This is a genomic window from Streptomyces sp. GSL17-111 (assembly GCF_037911585.1).
Taxonomy (GTDB): Bacteria; Actinomycetota; Actinomycetes; order Streptomycetales; family Streptomycetaceae; genus Streptomyces.
In genome coordinates this window covers 2,348,060-2,364,962 of record NZ_JBAJNS010000001.1, presented here as the reverse complement: position 1 = coordinate 2,364,962, position 16,903 = coordinate 2,348,060, and the positions used below count along the sequence as shown (strand labels likewise).

The following is a 16,903-nucleotide window of genomic DNA, read 5'->3' as shown; positions in this document are numbered from 1 at the left end:
GAGGTTGCTGTGGCACAGTCGGCGCACGGGGACTGGCAGCACACCGTGCTGGGCGAGCTGGGCGGCGCCGCCGAGCGGGCGTCGCGTCCCGCCGGTGCGGACCCGCACTCGGAGTCGTCCGCGCACCCGGAGTCGTCCGCGCACCCGGAGTCGTCCGCGCGCCCGGAGTCGTCCGGCGCGGCCGAGCGGGAGGCGGCGCAGCCCCCGCCCGCCGCACCGACCGAGCCGGTGCCGCCGCAGCGGGCGTCCGCCGCCGCGCCGCACCGGGCCGGGCCGCCGCCCACGCCGGTGTCGGTGCCCGTCGTGGCGCCGCAGCTCGCGGGCACCGAGGGCCGCACCCGGCACGGGGACACCCTCGCCCGCCGCGCCGGGCTGGTGCTGCGCCGCCTGGTGACGGCCGCCGCGAAGGACACGGCGGCGGCCACCGAGACGGCCCAGGCCATCCAGCAACCCATCACCACCGGGCGGCAGATGGCCGTCACCAGCATCCGCGGCGGAGCGGGCAAGTCCACCGTCGCCGCCCTGCTGGCCCTGACGTTCGCGCACTACCGCACCGACCCGGTGCTCGCGGTGGAGGCGGACCCGGCGCTGGGCACGCTGCCGCGCCGCCTGGGCGCCACCGAGGTCCGCTGGTCCTGCGGCGACCTGGCCCGCATCGTCGATCCGTCGCTCCAGATCACGGACGTCACCGGCTACCTCCTGCCGTTCGCGGGCGGCGGGTGGCTGCTGCCCGGCAGCCAGGGCTCGGTCGGCGTGCAGCTCGACGTCGACACCTACCGCGTGGTGATGACCTCGCTGCGCCGCTACTTCGGCACGACGCTCGTCGACTGCGAGACCCTGCCCGCCGAGGTGGCCCGCACCGCGCTGACGACGACCCAGGCGCGGGTGCTCGTCAGCCCGGCGACCGTGGAGGGCGTCGCCGCCACCCGCACCGTGCTCGACTGGCTCGGCGGCCTGCACCGCAGCATGCTCCCGACGACCGTCGTCGTCCTCAACCGCACCAGCCCCGACATGACGCTGGACGAGACGGCGGCCGCCGGGCACCTGGAGGCGGGCGGGGCCCGGGTGCTCGCCCTGCCCTACGACCGGCACCTCGCGGCCGGGGGCGAGGTCCGGACGGGCCTGCTCGGCCAGGCCACGCGCGAGGCCGCCGCCCGCGTCGCGGCGACGCTCATGGACCGCGCCATGTCCCGTGGCGCCCGCACCGGCCGCGCGCCGGGCCCGGGAACGCCGGGGGCCGACGGCCGATGAGCGTCCGCGTCGTCCACCGCCCCGCCCGTACGACCCGCCCGCTGCCGCCGCCCGCCGAACGGTTCGTCGAGCCCCCGCCCAGCCTCCCGGAGGGCAACGCCGGCTCGGCCGCCACGTCGCTGCTGCCGATGGCGGGCGTCATGGGCTCCGTCGTGATGATGACCGTCATCCGCAGCAGCCAGTTCGCGGCGATCGGCGCGCTCGTCCTGGTCGTCGCGGTCGTCGGCGGCGTCGCGCTGCTGTTCAGCCAGCGCGGCCGGGCCCAGCGCACCCGGCGCACCCAGCGCGAGCGCTACCTGGAGTACCTGGAGAACCTGCGCGAGGAGCTGGGCGCCGAGGACCGGGCCCGCCGGGACGCCGCCCGCGTCCTGGCCCCGCCGCCGGAGGCCCTGTACGACCTGGTGGCCGACCCGGCCCGGCTGTGGGAACGCCGCCGCACCGACCGGGACTTCCTCGACGTGCGCGTCGGCACCGGCCGGACGCCCGTGCGCACCCTGTCCATGCAGCAGCAGAGCGGCAACGTCCTCACCCCGCCCGACCCCTTCATGCTCAACGAGGCGGCCGGGCTCCAGGAGCGCTTCGCCACCGCCACGGAGATGCCGCTCACCGTGCCGCTGGACCGGGCGGGCAACGTGAGCATCATCGGCAGCCGTGAGGACGTCCTGCGGGCGGCCCGCACGCTCCTCGTCCAGTCCGCCGTCTCGCACGCGCCGGACGACGTCGCCCTGGCCCTGGCCTGCCCGGCCGAACGGCTCGGGGACTGGGAGTTCGCCAAGTGGCTGCCGCACGCCCTGGACCCGCAGGCGTTCGACGGGCCGGTCAGCGCCCGCCGCATCGCCGAGACCCCGCAGGCGCTCGCCGCCGGGCTCGCCGGGGACCTGCGCCGCCGGGCCGAGTACGCCGCCGAGGTGCGGCGCGGGCTGGCCGGGCGGGAGGCGCTGAAGCTCGGCTCCCGGCTCCTGGTCCTCAGCGACGTCCACGGCGCCGCCGCCCGCGAACTGGCCCGGCCCGACGAGGCCGTGGCCCTGCGCGACATGGGCGTCACCGTGGTGCACCTGCTCGCGCGGCGCGTCGACGAGCCCGGCCAGGTCTCCGTGCGCATCACCGTGGACGGCCCGGACGTCACCGTGGAGGACCTGCGCGGCGAGCAGCCCGAGCAGCGCGTCGTGCGCGGCGCGCTGGACGAGGTGACGGCCGCCGGCGCCCTCGGGCTCGCCCGGATGCTGGCGCCGCTGCGGCTCTCCCCGGAGTCGGCCGCGTCCGGGGCGCCGCTGTCCGGGCCGGTGGACTTCACCGAGCTGATGGGCCTCGACGACCCCGCCGCGCTCGACGTCCGCCGCCTGTGGGCGCCGCGCGGGGACCAGTCGTTCCTGCGGGTGCCGATCGGGCTCGGCGACGGGCACGAGCCGGTGCTGCTGGACCTCAAGGAGTCCGCCGAGCTGGGCATGGGCCCGCACGGGCTGTGCGTCGGCGCGACGGGCTCCGGCAAGTCGGAGCTGCTGCGCACCCTCGTCCTGGCCCTCGTCGCCACGCACCCGCCCGAGGACCTGGCCATGGTCCTCGTCGACTACAAGGGCGGCGCGACGTTCGCGCCCTTCGGCACGCTGCCGCACGTCGCGGGCATCATCACCAACCTGGAGAACAAGGCCGGGCTCGTCGAGCGCGTGCACGCCAGCCTCGCCGGGGAGGTCAAGCGCCGCCAGCAGGTCCTCAAGGACGCCGGCCACATCGCCGACATCGGCACCTACGTCGCCACCCGCGCCCAGCGCCCCGAACTGCCGCCGCTGCCGCACCTGTTCGTCGTCATCGACGAGTTCGGCGAACTCCTCACCGCCAAGCCGGACTTCATCGACCTCTTCCTCTCCATCGGCCGCATCGGCCGGTCCATCGGCGTGCACCTGCTGCTCTCCAGCCAGCGCATCGAGGGCGGCAAGCTCAAGGGGCTGGACACCTACCTCTCCTACCGGCTCGGCCTGCGCACGTTCTCGCCCGAGGAGTCCCGCACCGTCCTGGACACCCCGGACGCCTTCCACCTGCCGCCCATTCCCGGCTTCGGCTACCTCAAGGTCGACACCAGCCACTACGAGCGGTTCAAGGCCTCCTACGTCTCCGGTCCCTACCAGGGCCCGGTGCGCCGCGCCGACGACGGCGAGGAAGGGCCGGCCGCGCTGCCCTACCCCGCCTACAACACCCTCGGCGGCGCTGACGGCAAGGGTGACGACGACGGCGAGCCGAAGGCCGCCCCCGCGCGGCGCACCGTCGGGCCCACGCTGCTGTCCACCGTCGTCGACCAGCTCGCCGCCGCCCGGCCCGACGCCGTGCCGCAGGTCTGGCTGCCCCCGCTCCCGGAGGCCCTGCCGCTGGACGCCGTCGGCGGGCCGCTGGAGACCGGCCCGCAGGGCATGCGGCTCGCCCGCCGCCCGGCCGAGGCGCTGCGCGTCCCACTCGGCCTGCTGGACGACCCGGCCAAGCAGTGGCAGGGCCAGTGGCTGCTCGACCTCACCGTCGCGGGCGGGCACGTCGCCGTCATCGGCGGCCCGCAGTCGGGCAAGACGACGCTGCTGCGCACCCTGATCCTCTCCCTCGCCCTCACCCACACCCCGCAGGACGTCGGCGTCTACGGGCTCGACCTCGTCGGCGGCGGCCTCCAGACGATGGCCGGGCTGCCGCACGTCGGCGGCGTCGCCGGGCGCGCCGACCGGGAGCGGGCCGCCCGCACCGTCGAAGAGGTCCGGGCCATGCTCACCGCCCGCGAGGAGCTCTTCCGCGACCACGGCATCGACTCCGTGGAGCAGCTGCGCCGCATGCGGGCCCGGGGCGAGCTGCCGCAGCTCGGCTCCACGGACGTCGTCCTCGTCATCGACGGCTTCGGCGGCCTGCGCGAGGACTTCGAGGAGCTGGACGAGGCCGTCGCCGACCTCCTCAAGCGCGGCGGCGGGTACGGCATCCACGTCGTCGCGAGCATGCTGCGCTGGAACGACGTGCGCATCGCCACCCAGTCCGCGTTCGGCACCCGCGTCGAGCTGCGGCTCAACGACCCGAGCGAGTCGAGCATCGCGCGCAAGCTCGTGGAGACCATCGGCGCCGAGGAGGCGGGCCGCGTCCTGACCACCGGCAAGCTCTTCGCCCAGTGCGCCCTGCCCCGCATCGACTCCCGGCGCACCGCCGAGGACCTGGGCGACGCCGTCGAGCAGGCCGTCCGCGCCGTGCGCGCCGCGTGGTCCGGCGAGCAGGCCCCGCCCGTGCGGGTGCTGCCCGCCCGGCTCGGCCCGGACCGGCTGCCGTCCCCGCAGCGGGAGCCGAAGCGCGTCCCCCTCGGCCTGGACCAGGCCGGGCTGGAACCCGTCCTGCTCGACCTCTTCCGGCACGACCAGCACCTCCTCGTCTTCGGCGACAGCGAGTGCGGCAAGACGAACCTGCTGCGCCTGGTCGCCCGCGGCCTCATGGACCGCTACGGCGACGACGAGCTCGTCTTCGCCGTCATGGACCCGCGGCGCGGCCTGCACAGCCTCGTCCCCGAGGAGTACCGGGGCGGCTACGCCCACAACGCGCGGCTCGCCCACGGCCTGGCCGGGGCCATCGCCACCGAGCTGGAACAGCGCATGCCGGACGACACCGTCGCCCCCGAGGTGCTCGCCGCAGGCGGTGGGTCGATCGGCGGTCCGCGCATCGTCGTCCTCGTCGACGACTACGACGTCCTCGCCACCGCCGGGCAGGCGCCGCTCGAACCGTTCCTGCCCTACCTGCCCTCCGCGCAGGACATCGGCCTGCACTTCGTCGTCACCCGGCGCGTCGGCGGCGCCTCGCGGGCCCTGTACGAGCCGTTCCTCATGACGCTCCGCGAATCGGGCACGGCCGGCCTCGTCATGACCGGCGACCGCTCCGAGGGCGCCCTCTTCCCCGGCGTCCGCGCCGCCCAGCGCCCGCCGGGGCGTGGCACCTTCGTCCGCCGGGGGGCGCCGAACCGGCTCATCCAGACCGCGCTCGCCGAGGAGCCCGACGTCACCGCATCCGGCAGGGGGACCACCGCATGACCAAGGACGTCGTCGCGCTCACCGAGCGCATGCCCGACACCTGGACGCTCCTGGCCGGGCTCCTGTCCGGCGGGCCCGACACCCGCCTGGCCACCGTCGCTGACGGCGCCGTCGTCCAGCTCACCGACGCCGACGGGCGTCCCCTGGCGTCCGTCGAGGCGCCCATGCTCGTCCAGGTGCCCGGCGAGGTGCGCCGCCTGCTCGGCCTGGACGCCGACCGGCCCGTCTGGTGGACGGAGGTGCGCGCCGCGACCACCGCCAAGGGCGGCGACCGGCTCGCCGGGACGATCGCCACCCGCCTCGTCACCCGCCTCGGCGGCGCCGTGTGGCCCCCCGCCGCGCTCGTCCCCGACGTCGGCACGCCGGTGCGGGACGTCGTCGCCGCGACTCCGGCCGCCGCTCAGCCCGCCGTGGACGTCCTGACCGACGACGTGGCCGTCGTCATCCAGGACCGCCCGGTGATCGCCATGACGGCGTGGCTGTCCGAGACGCTGCGCGCCGTCGCCGACTCCGAGCGCGCCCTCCAACTCGTCACCCCGCCCACGGCCCGACTCTCCCTCCCCACCCGCGCCGTGCTGTCCGGACTGCCCAACCGGTGGGTCGTCCAGGACCCCGGACGCGGCTACTTCGACGGCCTCTCCGGCGCCGAACTGCGCTGGGAGAACGGCTCGTTCACCGCCACCGGGAAGCTCGCCGACGGCTACGCGCCGCCCACCCCGCCCACCGGCCGCCAGCTCGGCGTCTCCGTGCGCACCCGCCACCGGGCCACCACCGACCTGCTGCTCGGCGGCGCCCTGGAGGAGGCCTGGCAGCGCCTGACCGGCACGCTCCCGGCGGGCTGGGGCACCGCCGAACCCGCCGGAGCGCCCTGGTCGCGCGAGGAGCTGAGCACCTACGTGCGGGAGCGCGCCGAACCGACCTGGCTCGTCGTCGTCGGGCAGCCCGACCGTCCCGCCATCGCCACGCTGCGCGTGTCCGTCACCGAGGGCGGCGTCGAGGAGGACATGACGCTGACCGTCGGCCACCCCGAGGGCGGCCCGGAACCGGCCGTCACCGAACTGCCCGGCCTCGCCGCCGAGCTGGCCGCCCACCACGGGCTCGTCTCCCTGCTCGCCCAGCAGCGGCACGGCCGCGCCGACCTGACCGTGCCCTGCGCCCTGGAGGGCCCGCCCGAGCCCGTCGGCTTCGCGCTCGGCCCCGGCGAGGTCCCGGAGATCGGCCTGACCGCCGCCCGCCGCGCGCCGTCGGCCGGCGAACCCGTCCAGCTCGGACCCGCCTCCCGGGCCGGGATGTACTACCCGCTGGCCGAGGTCGGCTGGGGCGGTTTCCAGGAACTCGCCCAGCACCTGCGGGCGACGGACGGGCGGGGCAAACCGGCGGAAGAGGGGGCGGGCGGGGCGAACGGCCCCGAGTCGACCGGGCCGTGAGACGGGGCGCGGGGCCGTCCGACCAGGGCCTAGGGTGTGGTTCGAAGGTAGCGTCGTCCGCCCGGAGGGCGGGGCTGGGGGCGTCTGGTGCGTGCGATCGCAAGGCGGAGGGAGGAAAGCGCAGCGGGCTGCGCTGACGACCGACAACGCCGCGAGCGTGCGTGCCAGGCGTTCCCAGCCAGACGGGACCTTCGAAACACAGCCTAGACTCCGGTCCGTACAGAACGTCGAACGCCGGCGTACAGCCAGGGACCACACCAGGGACGAGGTAGGACGGTGCCGGACTATTTCCACGGCTACTCGGTCGTCGGACTGGTCGCGGTCGTCGGCGTGCTCTTCGTGGCCGTGTCCTTCGCGGCCGGAGCACTCCTGCGGCCGGTCGTGCCGACGCGCGAGAAGATGCTCACCTACGAGTGCGGAGTCGACCCCGTCGGCGAGAACTGGGCGCACACCCAGGTCCGCTACTACGTCTACGCCTTCCTCTACGTCATCTTCGCCATCGACTCGATCTTCCTCTTCCCGTGGGCCACGGTCTTCGCGTCCCTCGGCGCGGTGACCCTGGTGGAGATGTTCCTCTTCCTCGGCCTGCTCGCCCTGGGTCTGCTCTACGCCTGGAAGAAGGGCGTCCTCACATGGACGTGACACGCACCGACCTGCCCATGCCGCGCCGGCTCGGCACCCTCGCCAAGCTCGCCCCCGAGCCCATGAAGGTCGTCCTCAACTGGGGACGCCGGTACAGCCTGTGGGTCTTCAACTTCGGGCTCGCCTGCTGCGCGATCGAGTTCATCGCCGCCTCCATGGCCCGCCACGACTTCATCCGGCTCGGCGTCATCCCGTTCGCGCCCGGCCCGCGCCAGGCCGACCTGATGGTCGTCTCCGGCACGGTCACGGACAAGATGGCCCCGGCCGTCAAGCGGCTCTACGAGCAGATGCCCGAGCCGAAGTACGTCATCTCCTTCGGGGCCTGCTCCAACTGCGGCGGCCCCTACTGGGACTCCTACGCCGTCACCAAGGGCGTCGACCAGATCATCCCCGTCGACGTCTACGTGCCCGGCTGCCCGCCCCGGCCCGAGGCGCTGCTCCAGGGCATCCTCAAGCTCCAGGAGAAGATCGCCGCCGAGTCCCTCGCGGAGCGGTACGGCACCTCCTCCCGGCCCTCCCCGGCCGCCCTGACCAGCCCGCTCGTGGCGCCCCCCGCCGCCGGCCCGGGCTCCGGGCGTGGCGCCGGTCCGGGCTCCGGTGCGGGCGGGACCGGGGACGTCGAGGAGGGCGGACGATGACCACCGCATGGCTGCCGCGTCCGGCCGAGGAGCTCTTCGGCCCCGAGGCGCGCGCCGAGGAGGCCTTCGGTCTGCTGACCGTCGACGTCCCCGCCGCCGGGTGGCTCCCCGCGCTGGAGACCGCCCGCGACTCCCTGGGCTGCACCTACTTCGACTGGCTCAGCGCCGTCGACGAGCCCGGCACCGGCTTCCTCGTCTGCGCCCACCTCGTCGCCCTGCCCGCGCCCGGCGGCGCCGAGGCCGCAGGCGGCGTCCGGCGGCTGGTGCTGCGCACCACCGTCCCGCACGACGCGCCCGCCCTGCCGTCGGCCACCGGCGTCTACCCCGGGGCCGGGTGGCACGAGCGCGAGACGCACGAGATGTTCGGCGTCGACTTCACCGGCCACCCCGGGCTGACGCCGCTGCTGCTGCCCGACACCTTCGAGGGCCACCCGCTGCGCAAGGACTTCGTGCTGGCCGCCCGCGTCGCCAAGGCGTGGCCCGGCGCGAAGGAGCCGGGGGAGTCCGCAGCCGGGCACGGCGGGCCCAAGCGCCGTCAGATGCTCCCGCCCGGCGTCCCCGACCCCAACGAGTGGGGACCGCTCAAGGGCCAGCTGCCCCCGGCCCCGGCCCGGCCCGCACGGGGCCGCGCGGCGGCGGGCGACCGTCCGCCCCGCCGTACCCGCACCGCCTCGGCGGGCTCCGCCAGCCAGCGCGCCACCACCGGCGCGGAGACGCCGACGGCCGACACCCCGGCCACCGGGACGCCCGCCACCGGGACGCCCGCCGCGCCGCGCCGGGCGCGCGCCGCCGACGTGCCGTGGCGCGAGCAGCCGCCGCAGGAGCCCGCCCCCGAGTCGCGCGGCGACGACCCCGGCCCGACCGAGCCCGGCCCCGCCGAGCCCGACCGGACCGACGCCGACCGGCGCGGGACCGGGACCGACGGAGAGGAGGGCACCCCGTAATGGACTTCCTCGACGTCGCGTGGCGGCTCGCCGCCGTCCTCCTCGCCTTCCTCACCCTCCCGCTCCTCGTGGGCCAGGCCGAGCACAAGGTCATGGCCCACATGCAGGGCCGGGTGGGCCCGATGTACGCGGGCGGCTTCCACGGCTGGGCCCAGCTCGTCGCCGACGGCGTCAAGTTCGCCCAGAAGGAGGACGTCGTCCCGACCGAGGCGGACCGGAGGATCTTCCAGCTCGCCCCGGCCGTGGCCCTCGTCCCCTACCTGCTGGTGCTCGTCGCCATCCCCGTCGCGCCCAACGGTGGGGTCGGGCAGGCCATCGACGCGGGCATCTTCTTCGTCCTCGCCGTCCTCGGCGTGGGCGTGCTCGGCCAGCTCATGGGCGGCTGGGCCTCGGCCAACAAGTACAGCCTGCTCGGCGGCCTGCGCACCGCCGCCCAGCTGATGGCCTACGAACTGCCGCTGCTCCTGTCGGCCGCCTCCGTCGCCATGGCCGCCGGAACGCTCTCCCTGCCCGGCATCCTGGACACGTGGGAGTGGTGGTGGCTGCCGTGGCAGCTGATCGGCGCCTTCGTCTTCTTCACCGCCGGGGTCGCCGAGCTGCACCGCCCGCCCTTCGACGCGCCGCTCGCCCCCGAGGAGATCATCTTCGGCCCGCTCACCGAGTACGGCGGCCTGCGCTTCGCGCTGTTCATGCTCGCCGAGTACGCGGGCATCGTCGTCGTCTCGGCGCTCACGGCCGTGCTCTTCCTCGGCGGCTGGCACGGCCCGTTCGCCGACCAGCTCGGCTGGCTGTGGATGCTGCTCAAGACCGCCGCGCTCAGTTTCCTGGTGATCTGGATGCGCGTCGCCTGGCCCCGGATGCGGGCCGACCAGATCCAGAAGTTCGCCTGGACGGTGCTGGTGCCGCTCGCGCTGCTCCAGATCGCCGTCACCGGTGTCGTGAAGGTGGTGTTCCCCTGATGGGTCTCCCCGGCTCCGGCCTGGCCAAGGGCCTCGCCGTCACCCTGAAGACGATGACCCGCCGGTCGCACACCGCGCACTACCCGGACGTGCAGCCGCACCTGCCCGCGCGCAGTCGCGGCGTCATCGGCCTCTTCGAGGAGAACTGCACGGTCTGCATGCTCTGCGCCCGCGAGTGCCCGGACTGGTGCATCTACATCGACTCGCACAAGGAGACGCTCCCCGCCACCGCTCCCGGTGGCCGGGAACGCAGCCGCAACGTGCTCGACCGGTTCGCGATCGACTTCTCGCTGTGCATGTACTGCGGGATCTGCATCGAGGTGTGTCCGTTCGACGCGCTGTTCTGGTCGCCCGAGTTCGAGTACGCCGAGACGGACATCCGTGAGCTGACCCACGAGCGCGACAAGCTGCGGGAGTGGATGTGGACGGTGCCCGAGCCGCCGCCGCTCGACCCGGCCGCCGAGGAGCCCAAGGAGCTCGGCGCCGCCCGCAAGGCGGCCGACAAGCTGGCCGCCGCCGAGGCGGCGGCTGAGGCCGCCGCGTCCGACGCGCCCCCGGCAGGGGAGTCCGGGGACGGCGACGGGGCGGGGGAGCGCGCGTGAACGCTCCCGGCTTCCTGTCCCCGACCGGCGTGGAGATCGCCTTCGTCCTCACCGGCCTCGTCACCCTCGGCGCCGCGCTCGTCGCCGTCACCACGAAACAGCTGGTGCACGCCGCGCTGTGGCTCGTCGTCGCGCTCGGCGGGATCGCGGTGGAGTACCTGCTGCTCACGGCCGAGTTCGTCGCCTGGGTGCAGGTCCTCATCTACGTCGGCTCGATCGTCGTCCTGCTGCTGTTCGGGCTGATGCTCACGCGGGCGCCCGTCGGCCGCTCGCCCGACGCGGACTCCGGCAACCGCTGGGTCGCTCTCGCCGTGGCCCTCGCCGCCGCCGCGACGCTCGTCACCGTCGTCGTGGACGCCTTCCGCACCGCCTGGATCGACCTGGACACCCCGCAGGGCTCGACGCAGGCCATCGGCGAGGCGCTGTTCCGGCACTGGGTGCTGCCCTTCGAGGCCCTCTCCCTGCTGCTGCTCGCCGCCCTCGTCGGCGCCATCGTCGTCTCCCGCCGCCGCAGCGGCCCGGACTCCCAGGACGCCCCGGACGCCGCCGCGCCGGAGGAGGAGCGCTGATGCATCTCGTCTACCCCGCCGTGCTCGCCGCCCTGCTCTTCAGCATCGGCCTGTACGGGGTCCTCGCCCGGCGCAACGCCGTCCTGGTGCTGATCTCCGTCGAGCTCATGCTCAACGCCGTCAACCTGAACCTCGTCGCCTTCGACGTGTGGCTGCGCGACACCCTGCGCGCCGGGCAGAGCCTCACCCTCTTCACCATCGCCATCGCCGCCGCCGAGATCGGCATCGGCCTCGCGATCGTGCTGCAGGTCTACCGCAACCGGGCCGGCTCCGACGTCGACGAGCTCCGCGACCTCGCCGAGCCGCCCCCCGCGCCCACCGACACCGCCGCAGACGCGGAAGCAGACGCAGACAAGGCGGAGGCCGCCGCGTGAGCACGACGACCCTCGCCGTCCTGGTCCCCCTCCTGCCCGCGCTCGGCGCCGTCGCCGGGCTCGCCGCCGGCCGTCGGGCCCCCGGCTTCGTCCGCCCCCTCGCCGTCCTGCCGACGCTGACGGCCGCCGTCCTGGCGATCGTCGTCGCCGTACGGCAGGGCGGGCGGGCCCCGCTGACCGCCGCCACCGAGCTGACGCCCACCGGTAACGCGGCCCTCCCCGTCGAGCTGGCCTTCCAGCTCGACGGCACCGCCGTGCTCGTCGCCGTGCTCGTCGGCACCGTCGCGACCTGCGTGCAGCTCTACTCCACCGGCTACCTGCGGGACGACCCCCGCTACGCCTCCTACGCCGCCCTCGTCTCCCTCTTCACCGCCGCGATGCTGCTCGTCGTCTACAGCGACGACCTCATCGTGCTGCTGGTCGGCTGGGAGATCATGGGCATCTGCTCGTACTTCCTCGTCGGGCACTACTGGGAGACGTCCGCCGCCCGCGCCGCCTCCCTCAAGGCGTTCCTCGTCACCAAGCTCGGCGACGTGCCGTTCCTCATCGGCATCCTCGCGCTCGGCTCCGAGGCGGGAACGTTCCGCATCTCCACGATCGTCACCCGGCTCACCTCCTCGCTGGCCGACTTCCAGCTCGACCACCCCACGGTGATCGCGCTGCTGCTGCTCGCGGGCGTCGCGGGGAAGTCCGCCCAGTTCCCCCTGCACACCTGGCTGCCGGACGCGATGGCCGGTCCCACGCCCGTCTCGGCGCTCATCCACGCCGCGACGATGGTCGCCGCCGGCGTGTACTTCGTGGCCCGGCTGCTCCCCGTCTTCACGGCCTCGGCCGCAGCCCTCGTCGTGCTCGCCCTGCTGGCGGCCGTGACGATGGCCGGCTCCGCGCTGGCCGCGCTCGCGCAGGACGACATCAAGCGCGTGCTCGCCTACTCCACGATCGGTCAGCTCGGCTACCTCGCCGGGGCCCTGGCCGTCGACAACCGGGGCGCGGCGATCTTCCACCTCCTCTCCCACGGCGCCTTCAAGGCGCTGCTCTTCCTGGCCGCCGGCGTGCTCATCCACGCCGCCGGTACCGGGTCGCTCACCGCGATGGCGCGGGCGGGCGGCACCGCCCGGCGCGTCCCCGACGTCTACTGGACGCTGACGATCGGCCTGCTGGCGCTCGCCGCCGTCCCGCCGTTCAGCGGCTTCTTCTCCAAGGAGGCCGTGCTCGGGGCCGCCGAGCACACGGCGCTCGACCCGGCCGTCGGCATCCCGGCCGCCGCCGGGTGGATCGTGCTCGTCGCCGGGCTGCTCACCGCCGCGCTGACCGCCGCCTACGCCACCCGGCTGTGGCTGCTGGCCTGCCGGGGCGAGGCCGCCGTCCCGCCCGCCGTCGCCCCGGCCCCCGCACCGGCCGGTGCCGCCACGGCCGCCGCCGGTGCCGCCGCCGGGCCCGGCACCGGACCCGCGCAGGCGAGCGCCGCCCGCACCGGCGGCTCCCACGCCGTCACCGCCCCGGCCGGTTCCCTGGACGCGGGCACCCCGGACACCGAGGACGCCGCCGCCCCCGAGCCCGGCGCCACGGAGGCCGTCGCCCTGGCCGCCGCCGACGACACGACCGTCCCGTCCGCCGAGGCCGCGCTCGACACCGGCCGCGACCCGGGCCCGGAGCGCGGCCACCCGCACCAGCCGCCCGTCATGACGCTCGTCCTGTGGGTGCTCGCCGTGCCCTCCCTCGCCTTCGGCCTCTTCTACGACTGGCTGCCGCACTGGCTCGGCGGCGGCAGCCTCGGCCCGACGCTCGTCACCTCCGTCCTGGCCACCGGCGCCGCCGCCGCGGGCGCCGCCGTCACCTGGGCCGCCTGGCGGCACGCCGTCACCTACGGCTCGGTCGACCCCGGGCCCGCGCTGCTCGGCCCGCTCCACCGCAGCGCCGTCGACGGCTTCCGCCTCGACGCGCTGTACCAGCGCGCGTTCGTCACCCCCGTGCAGGGCGCGGCCCGGCTCGTGCGCTTCCTGGACCGCGAGGTCATCGACGCCTACGTGCGCGGCGCCGGGACGGCCACCGGCTGGCTCGGCCGGGCCGTCCGCCTCGCCCAGACCGGCAACGTGCAGACCTACCTGAGCGCCCTGCTCGCCGCGTCCGTCGTGCTGGTCCTCGCCGTCGTCCTCGCCGGAGCGTGAGCCGTGATCACCCTCAACGACACCGTGCTGCAGTACCTCCTGGCGGCCGTCGTCACGCTGCCCCTGCTCGGCGCGGCGGCCGCCCTGCTGCCCGCCCCGCCCGGACTGCGCGGCCGCAGCCCCGAGCAGGCCGTGCTGCGGCACGGCGTGACCGTCACCGGCGTCGTCCTCGCCGCCGCCCTGGCCCTCGCCGCCGGCTTCGACTACGACCGCGCGGAGGACATCCAGGGCGGCACCGATATCTCCTGGATCCCCGCCCTCGGCATCCGGCTCCACCTCGGCGTCGACGGCATCTCGCTCCCCCTCCTCGTCCTGACCGCCCTGCTGACGTTCCTCTGCGCCCTCTACAGCTACCGGAACCCGCCGAAGGGCCCGACCCCCACGGCGTTCGTCGCCCTCCTCCTCGTCCTGGAGGCCGGCACCCTCGCCACCTTCGCCGTCCTCGACCTGGTGCTGTTCTTCCTCGCCTTCGAGATGGTGCTCGTCCCGATGTACTTCCTCATCGCCCGCTGGGGCGGCGAGGGCCGCGCCAGGGCGGCCTGGAAGTTCATCCTCTACACGCTGCTCGGTTCCGTCGTCATGCTGCTCGGGCTGCTGCTCGTCGGCCTCACGGCCGGCACGTTCGACATGGTGGCACTCGCCTCTGACAACGGCTCCGGCATCGGCCGCACCACGCAGATCATCGCCGTGCTCGCCCTCGGTATCGGCTTCGCCGTCAAGACGCCGATGTGGCCCCTGCACACCTGGCTCCCCGACGCGCACACCGCCGCGCCCACCGTCGGATCGGTCCTGCTGGCCGGCGTCATGCTGAAGATGGGCACCTACGGGCTCGTCCGCATCGTGCTGCCCGCCGCCCCGGAGGGCGCCGCCTACTTCGCCCCCTACCTGGCGGCCTTCGCCGTCGTCGGCATCCTCTACGGCTCCCTGGCCTGCCTGGCCCTCGTCCGCCGGGGCGGTGGGGGCGACCTCAAGCGGCTCATCGCCTACTCGTCCGTGGGCCACATGGGCTTCGTCCTCCTCGGCATCGCCACCCTGACCCGGACGGGCGTCAACGGCGCCCTGTTCGCCAACGTCGCCCACGGCCTCATCACCGGCCTGCTCTTCTTCCTCGTCGGCGCCCTCAAGGAACGCACCGGCTCCACCGACCTCGACGCCCTCGCCACCCAGGCGGCAGGCGGCCGGGGCGCCGGGCTCTACGGCCGCGCGCCGCGCTTCGGCGGGCTGCTCGCCTTCGGCGCCGTCGCCTCCCTCGGGCTGCCCGGCCTCGCCGGCTTCTGGGGCGAGATGCTGGCCCTCCTCGGCGCCTACCACCCCGCCGACGGGCTCAGCCGCCCCGCCTACCTGGTCTTCATGGCCCTCGGCGGCCTCGGCACCCTGCTCACCGCCGCCTACCTGCTGCTCGTCGTCCGGCGCGTCTGCATGGGCGAACGGCAGCCGGACACCGCCGCGCTCCCGGACGTCCGCGGCTACGAGTTCGCCGCCTGGACGCCGCTCGTCGTCCTCACCGTCCTGGCCGGACTGTGGCCCGCGCTCCTCCTCGGGCTCACCGACCCGGCCGTGCAGAACCTCCTGCCGGGAGTCAGCCGATGACCGAGACCGCCGCCCCCGCCCCGCCCGCCGCGTCGGCGCACCCGGGGGACGTCACCGCGCTCGCCGCGGACCTGGTGCAGTCGGTCGACTGGGTCGCGCTCGCCCCCGTCGCCGTCACCGCCGCCGTCGCCCTGCTCCTCCTCCTGGCCGACCTCTTCCTGCCCGAGCGGCGCAAGCCGCTGCTCGGCTGGGCCGCCGTCGCGGGCCTCGCCCTCGCCATGCTCTCCCTGCTGCCGCTGATCGGCGAGGACCGCTCCACGTTCTGCCTCACCACCGACGCCGCCGCGTGCAGCTACACCGCCGACGGCTTCGCGCTGGCGATCCAGCTCCTCGTCCTCGGCGGCGCGCTGCTCACCGCCCTGCTCTCCGTGACGACCGTCGCCGACAGCAAGCTTCCGCCCGGCGAGTACTGGTTCCTGCTGCTCGCCTCGGTCGCGGGCGCCGCGCTGCTGCCCGCCGCCCGCGACCTGGCCACGCTCGTCGTCGCCCTCGAAGTCGCCTCGCTGCCCGTCTTCGCGCTGATCGCCCTGCGCCGCGAGGACCGGAAGGCGTCCGAGGCCGCGCTGAAGTTCTTCCTGTCCTCCGTCACGGCCACCGCCGTCAGCCTGCTCGGCATCAGCTTCGTCTACGCCGCCACCGGCAGCCTCCACCTGCGGACCGTCGCCCAGAGCCTGACCGACGTCGACCCCCGGCTCACCGTGCTCGTCCCCGCCGGAATCGTCCTGACCCTCGTCGGCTTCGCCTTCAAGACGGCCGCCGTGCCCTACCACTTCTGGGTGCCGGAGACCTACGTCGGCGCGCCCGTGCCCGTCGCCGCCTACCTGTCCGTCATCGGCAAGGCCGCCGGGTTCTCCGGTCTCATCCTCGTCACCCTCTACGCCTTCCCCGCCTACGCCAGCACCTGGGGCCCGGTCGTCGGCGTGCTGGCCGCACTCACCATGACCGTCGGCAACGTGGGCGCGCTGCGGCAGCGCCCCGACGCCCCGCACAGCGCGGTACGGCTGCTGGCCTGGTCGTCCGTCGCCCAGGCCGGCTACCTCCTGGTGCCCATCGCCTCGGCCGCCTACAGCGACGACCCCGGGCGGGCCGTGGGCGCCACCGTCGCCTACGCCCTCATGTACGCCGTCGTGAACCTCGGCGCCTTCGCCGTCGTCCTGCGCCTGCACCGCGCCCCGCGCGCGGGCGGGCGGCCCGGCACGGACGGCGGCACCCGCGTGGCCGACTTCCGCGGCCTCTACGCCGCCCACCCGGCGACCGCCCTCGCCCTCGCGTTCTTCCTGCTCTGCCTGGCCGGGCTGCCGCCGGGCGTCATCGGCCTGTTCGCCAAGGTCAGCGTCTTCGCGGCGGCCGTCGACGCCGGGCTGGGCCAGCTCGCCGTCGTCATGGCCGTCAACGTCGTCATCGGCCTCGTCTACTACCTCCGCTGGACGGCCCTCCTGTTCCGCGCCCCCGTGGGCACCCCCGCCCGGATCAGCCTCCCGGCACCCATCGGCGTCGCCCTGGCGGTGACCGCCGTCGCGGGCGTCGTCCTCTCCGGTGCGCCGCAGCTCGTCCTGCGCTTCGTCTCCGGCTCCCTCCTGTAACCCGCCGGATCGGTTCAGCACCCCGCCCACCGGCGGGAACCCGTGGACGGCGCCTCGCGTTGTCCCCTCCGGGAGGTTCCACTGGAAGGTGGACGGACCACCGGAGCGAGGCGCTCCCCTGC

The 16,903-nt window shown here is 75.2% G+C and carries 13 protein-coding genes; all 13 read left to right on the top strand.

Features of this window, described 5'->3' with window-relative positions; all coding sequences use genetic code 11:
• The first annotated feature begins 9 nt into the window (after positions 1-9).
• Entirely contained in the window at positions 10-1,251 is a 1,242-nt protein-coding gene (locus V6D49_RS10320; protein ID WP_340558975.1) for a MinD/ParA family ATP-binding protein, read from the top strand.
• Positions 1,248-5,285: a type VII secretion protein EccCa gene (eccCa, locus tag V6D49_RS10315; RefSeq protein WP_340558973.1), complete on the top strand. Its 4,038-nt coding sequence runs from the start codon at positions 1,248-1,250 to the stop codon at positions 5,283-5,285. The genes V6D49_RS10320 and eccCa overlap by 4 nt, the downstream gene beginning before the upstream one ends.
• Positions 5,282-6,712: a DUF6177 family protein gene (locus V6D49_RS10310; protein WP_340558972.1), complete on the top strand. Its 1,431-nt coding sequence runs from the start codon at positions 5,282-5,284 to the stop codon at positions 6,710-6,712. The genes eccCa and V6D49_RS10310 overlap by 4 nt, the downstream gene beginning before the upstream one ends.
• A 276-nt stretch (positions 6,713-6,988) precedes the next feature.
• A complete protein-coding gene (locus tag V6D49_RS10305; protein WP_191209822.1) occupies positions 6,989-7,354 on the top strand; it encodes an NADH-quinone oxidoreductase subunit A in 366 nt (121 codons plus the stop codon).
• Positions 7,345-7,992: an NADH-quinone oxidoreductase subunit B gene (locus V6D49_RS10300; protein ID WP_340558971.1), complete on the top strand. Its 648-nt coding sequence runs from the start codon at positions 7,345-7,347 to the stop codon at positions 7,990-7,992. Before V6D49_RS10305 ends, V6D49_RS10300 begins: the two co-directional genes overlap by 10 nt.
• Positions 7,989-8,936: an NADH-quinone oxidoreductase subunit C gene (locus tag V6D49_RS10295; RefSeq protein ID WP_445330497.1), complete on the top strand. Its 948-nt coding sequence runs from the start codon at positions 7,989-7,991 to the stop codon at positions 8,934-8,936. The genes V6D49_RS10300 and V6D49_RS10295 overlap by 4 nt, the downstream gene beginning before the upstream one ends.
• The gene (locus tag V6D49_RS10290; protein WP_340558969.1) at positions 8,936-9,895 is read left to right on the top strand and encodes a complex I subunit 1/NuoH family protein; all 960 of its coding nucleotides are present in this window, start codon (positions 8,936-8,938) and stop codon (positions 9,893-9,895) included. The genes V6D49_RS10295 and V6D49_RS10290 overlap by 1 nt, the downstream gene beginning before the upstream one ends.
• On the top strand, positions 9,895-10,497 hold the full coding sequence (locus tag V6D49_RS10285) for a NuoI/complex I 23 kDa subunit family protein (protein ID WP_340558968.1): 603 nt from the start codon (positions 9,895-9,897) through the stop codon (positions 10,495-10,497). The genes V6D49_RS10290 and V6D49_RS10285 overlap by 1 nt, the downstream gene beginning before the upstream one ends.
• Positions 10,494-11,066 (top strand): NADH-quinone oxidoreductase subunit J family protein, encoded by a 573-nt coding sequence (locus tag V6D49_RS10280; protein ID WP_340558966.1) that lies wholly within the window; start codon positions 10,494-10,496, stop codon positions 11,064-11,066. The genes V6D49_RS10285 and V6D49_RS10280 overlap by 4 nt, the downstream gene beginning before the upstream one ends.
• Positions 11,066-11,440, top strand: coding sequence for an NADH-quinone oxidoreductase subunit NuoK (nuoK, locus tag V6D49_RS10275; protein WP_340558965.1), 375 nt, complete (start codon positions 11,066-11,068; stop codon positions 11,438-11,440). Before V6D49_RS10280 ends, nuoK begins: the two co-directional genes overlap by 1 nt.
• Positions 11,437-13,608, top strand: a complete 2,172-nt coding sequence (locus V6D49_RS10270) for an NADH-quinone oxidoreductase subunit 5 family protein (protein WP_340558963.1) — start codon at positions 11,437-11,439, stop codon at positions 13,606-13,608. Before nuoK ends, V6D49_RS10270 begins: the two co-directional genes overlap by 4 nt.
• Before the next feature lie 3 nt (positions 13,609-13,611).
• Positions 13,612-15,198, top strand: a complete 1,587-nt coding sequence (locus V6D49_RS10265) for a complex I subunit 4 family protein (protein WP_340558961.1) — start codon at positions 13,612-13,614, stop codon at positions 15,196-15,198.
• A complete protein-coding gene (locus tag V6D49_RS10260) occupies positions 15,195-16,781 on the top strand; it encodes an NADH-quinone oxidoreductase subunit N (RefSeq protein WP_340558959.1) in 1,587 nt (528 codons plus the stop codon). Before V6D49_RS10265 ends, V6D49_RS10260 begins: the two co-directional genes overlap by 4 nt.
• Positions 16,782-16,903: the final 122 nt, after the last annotated feature.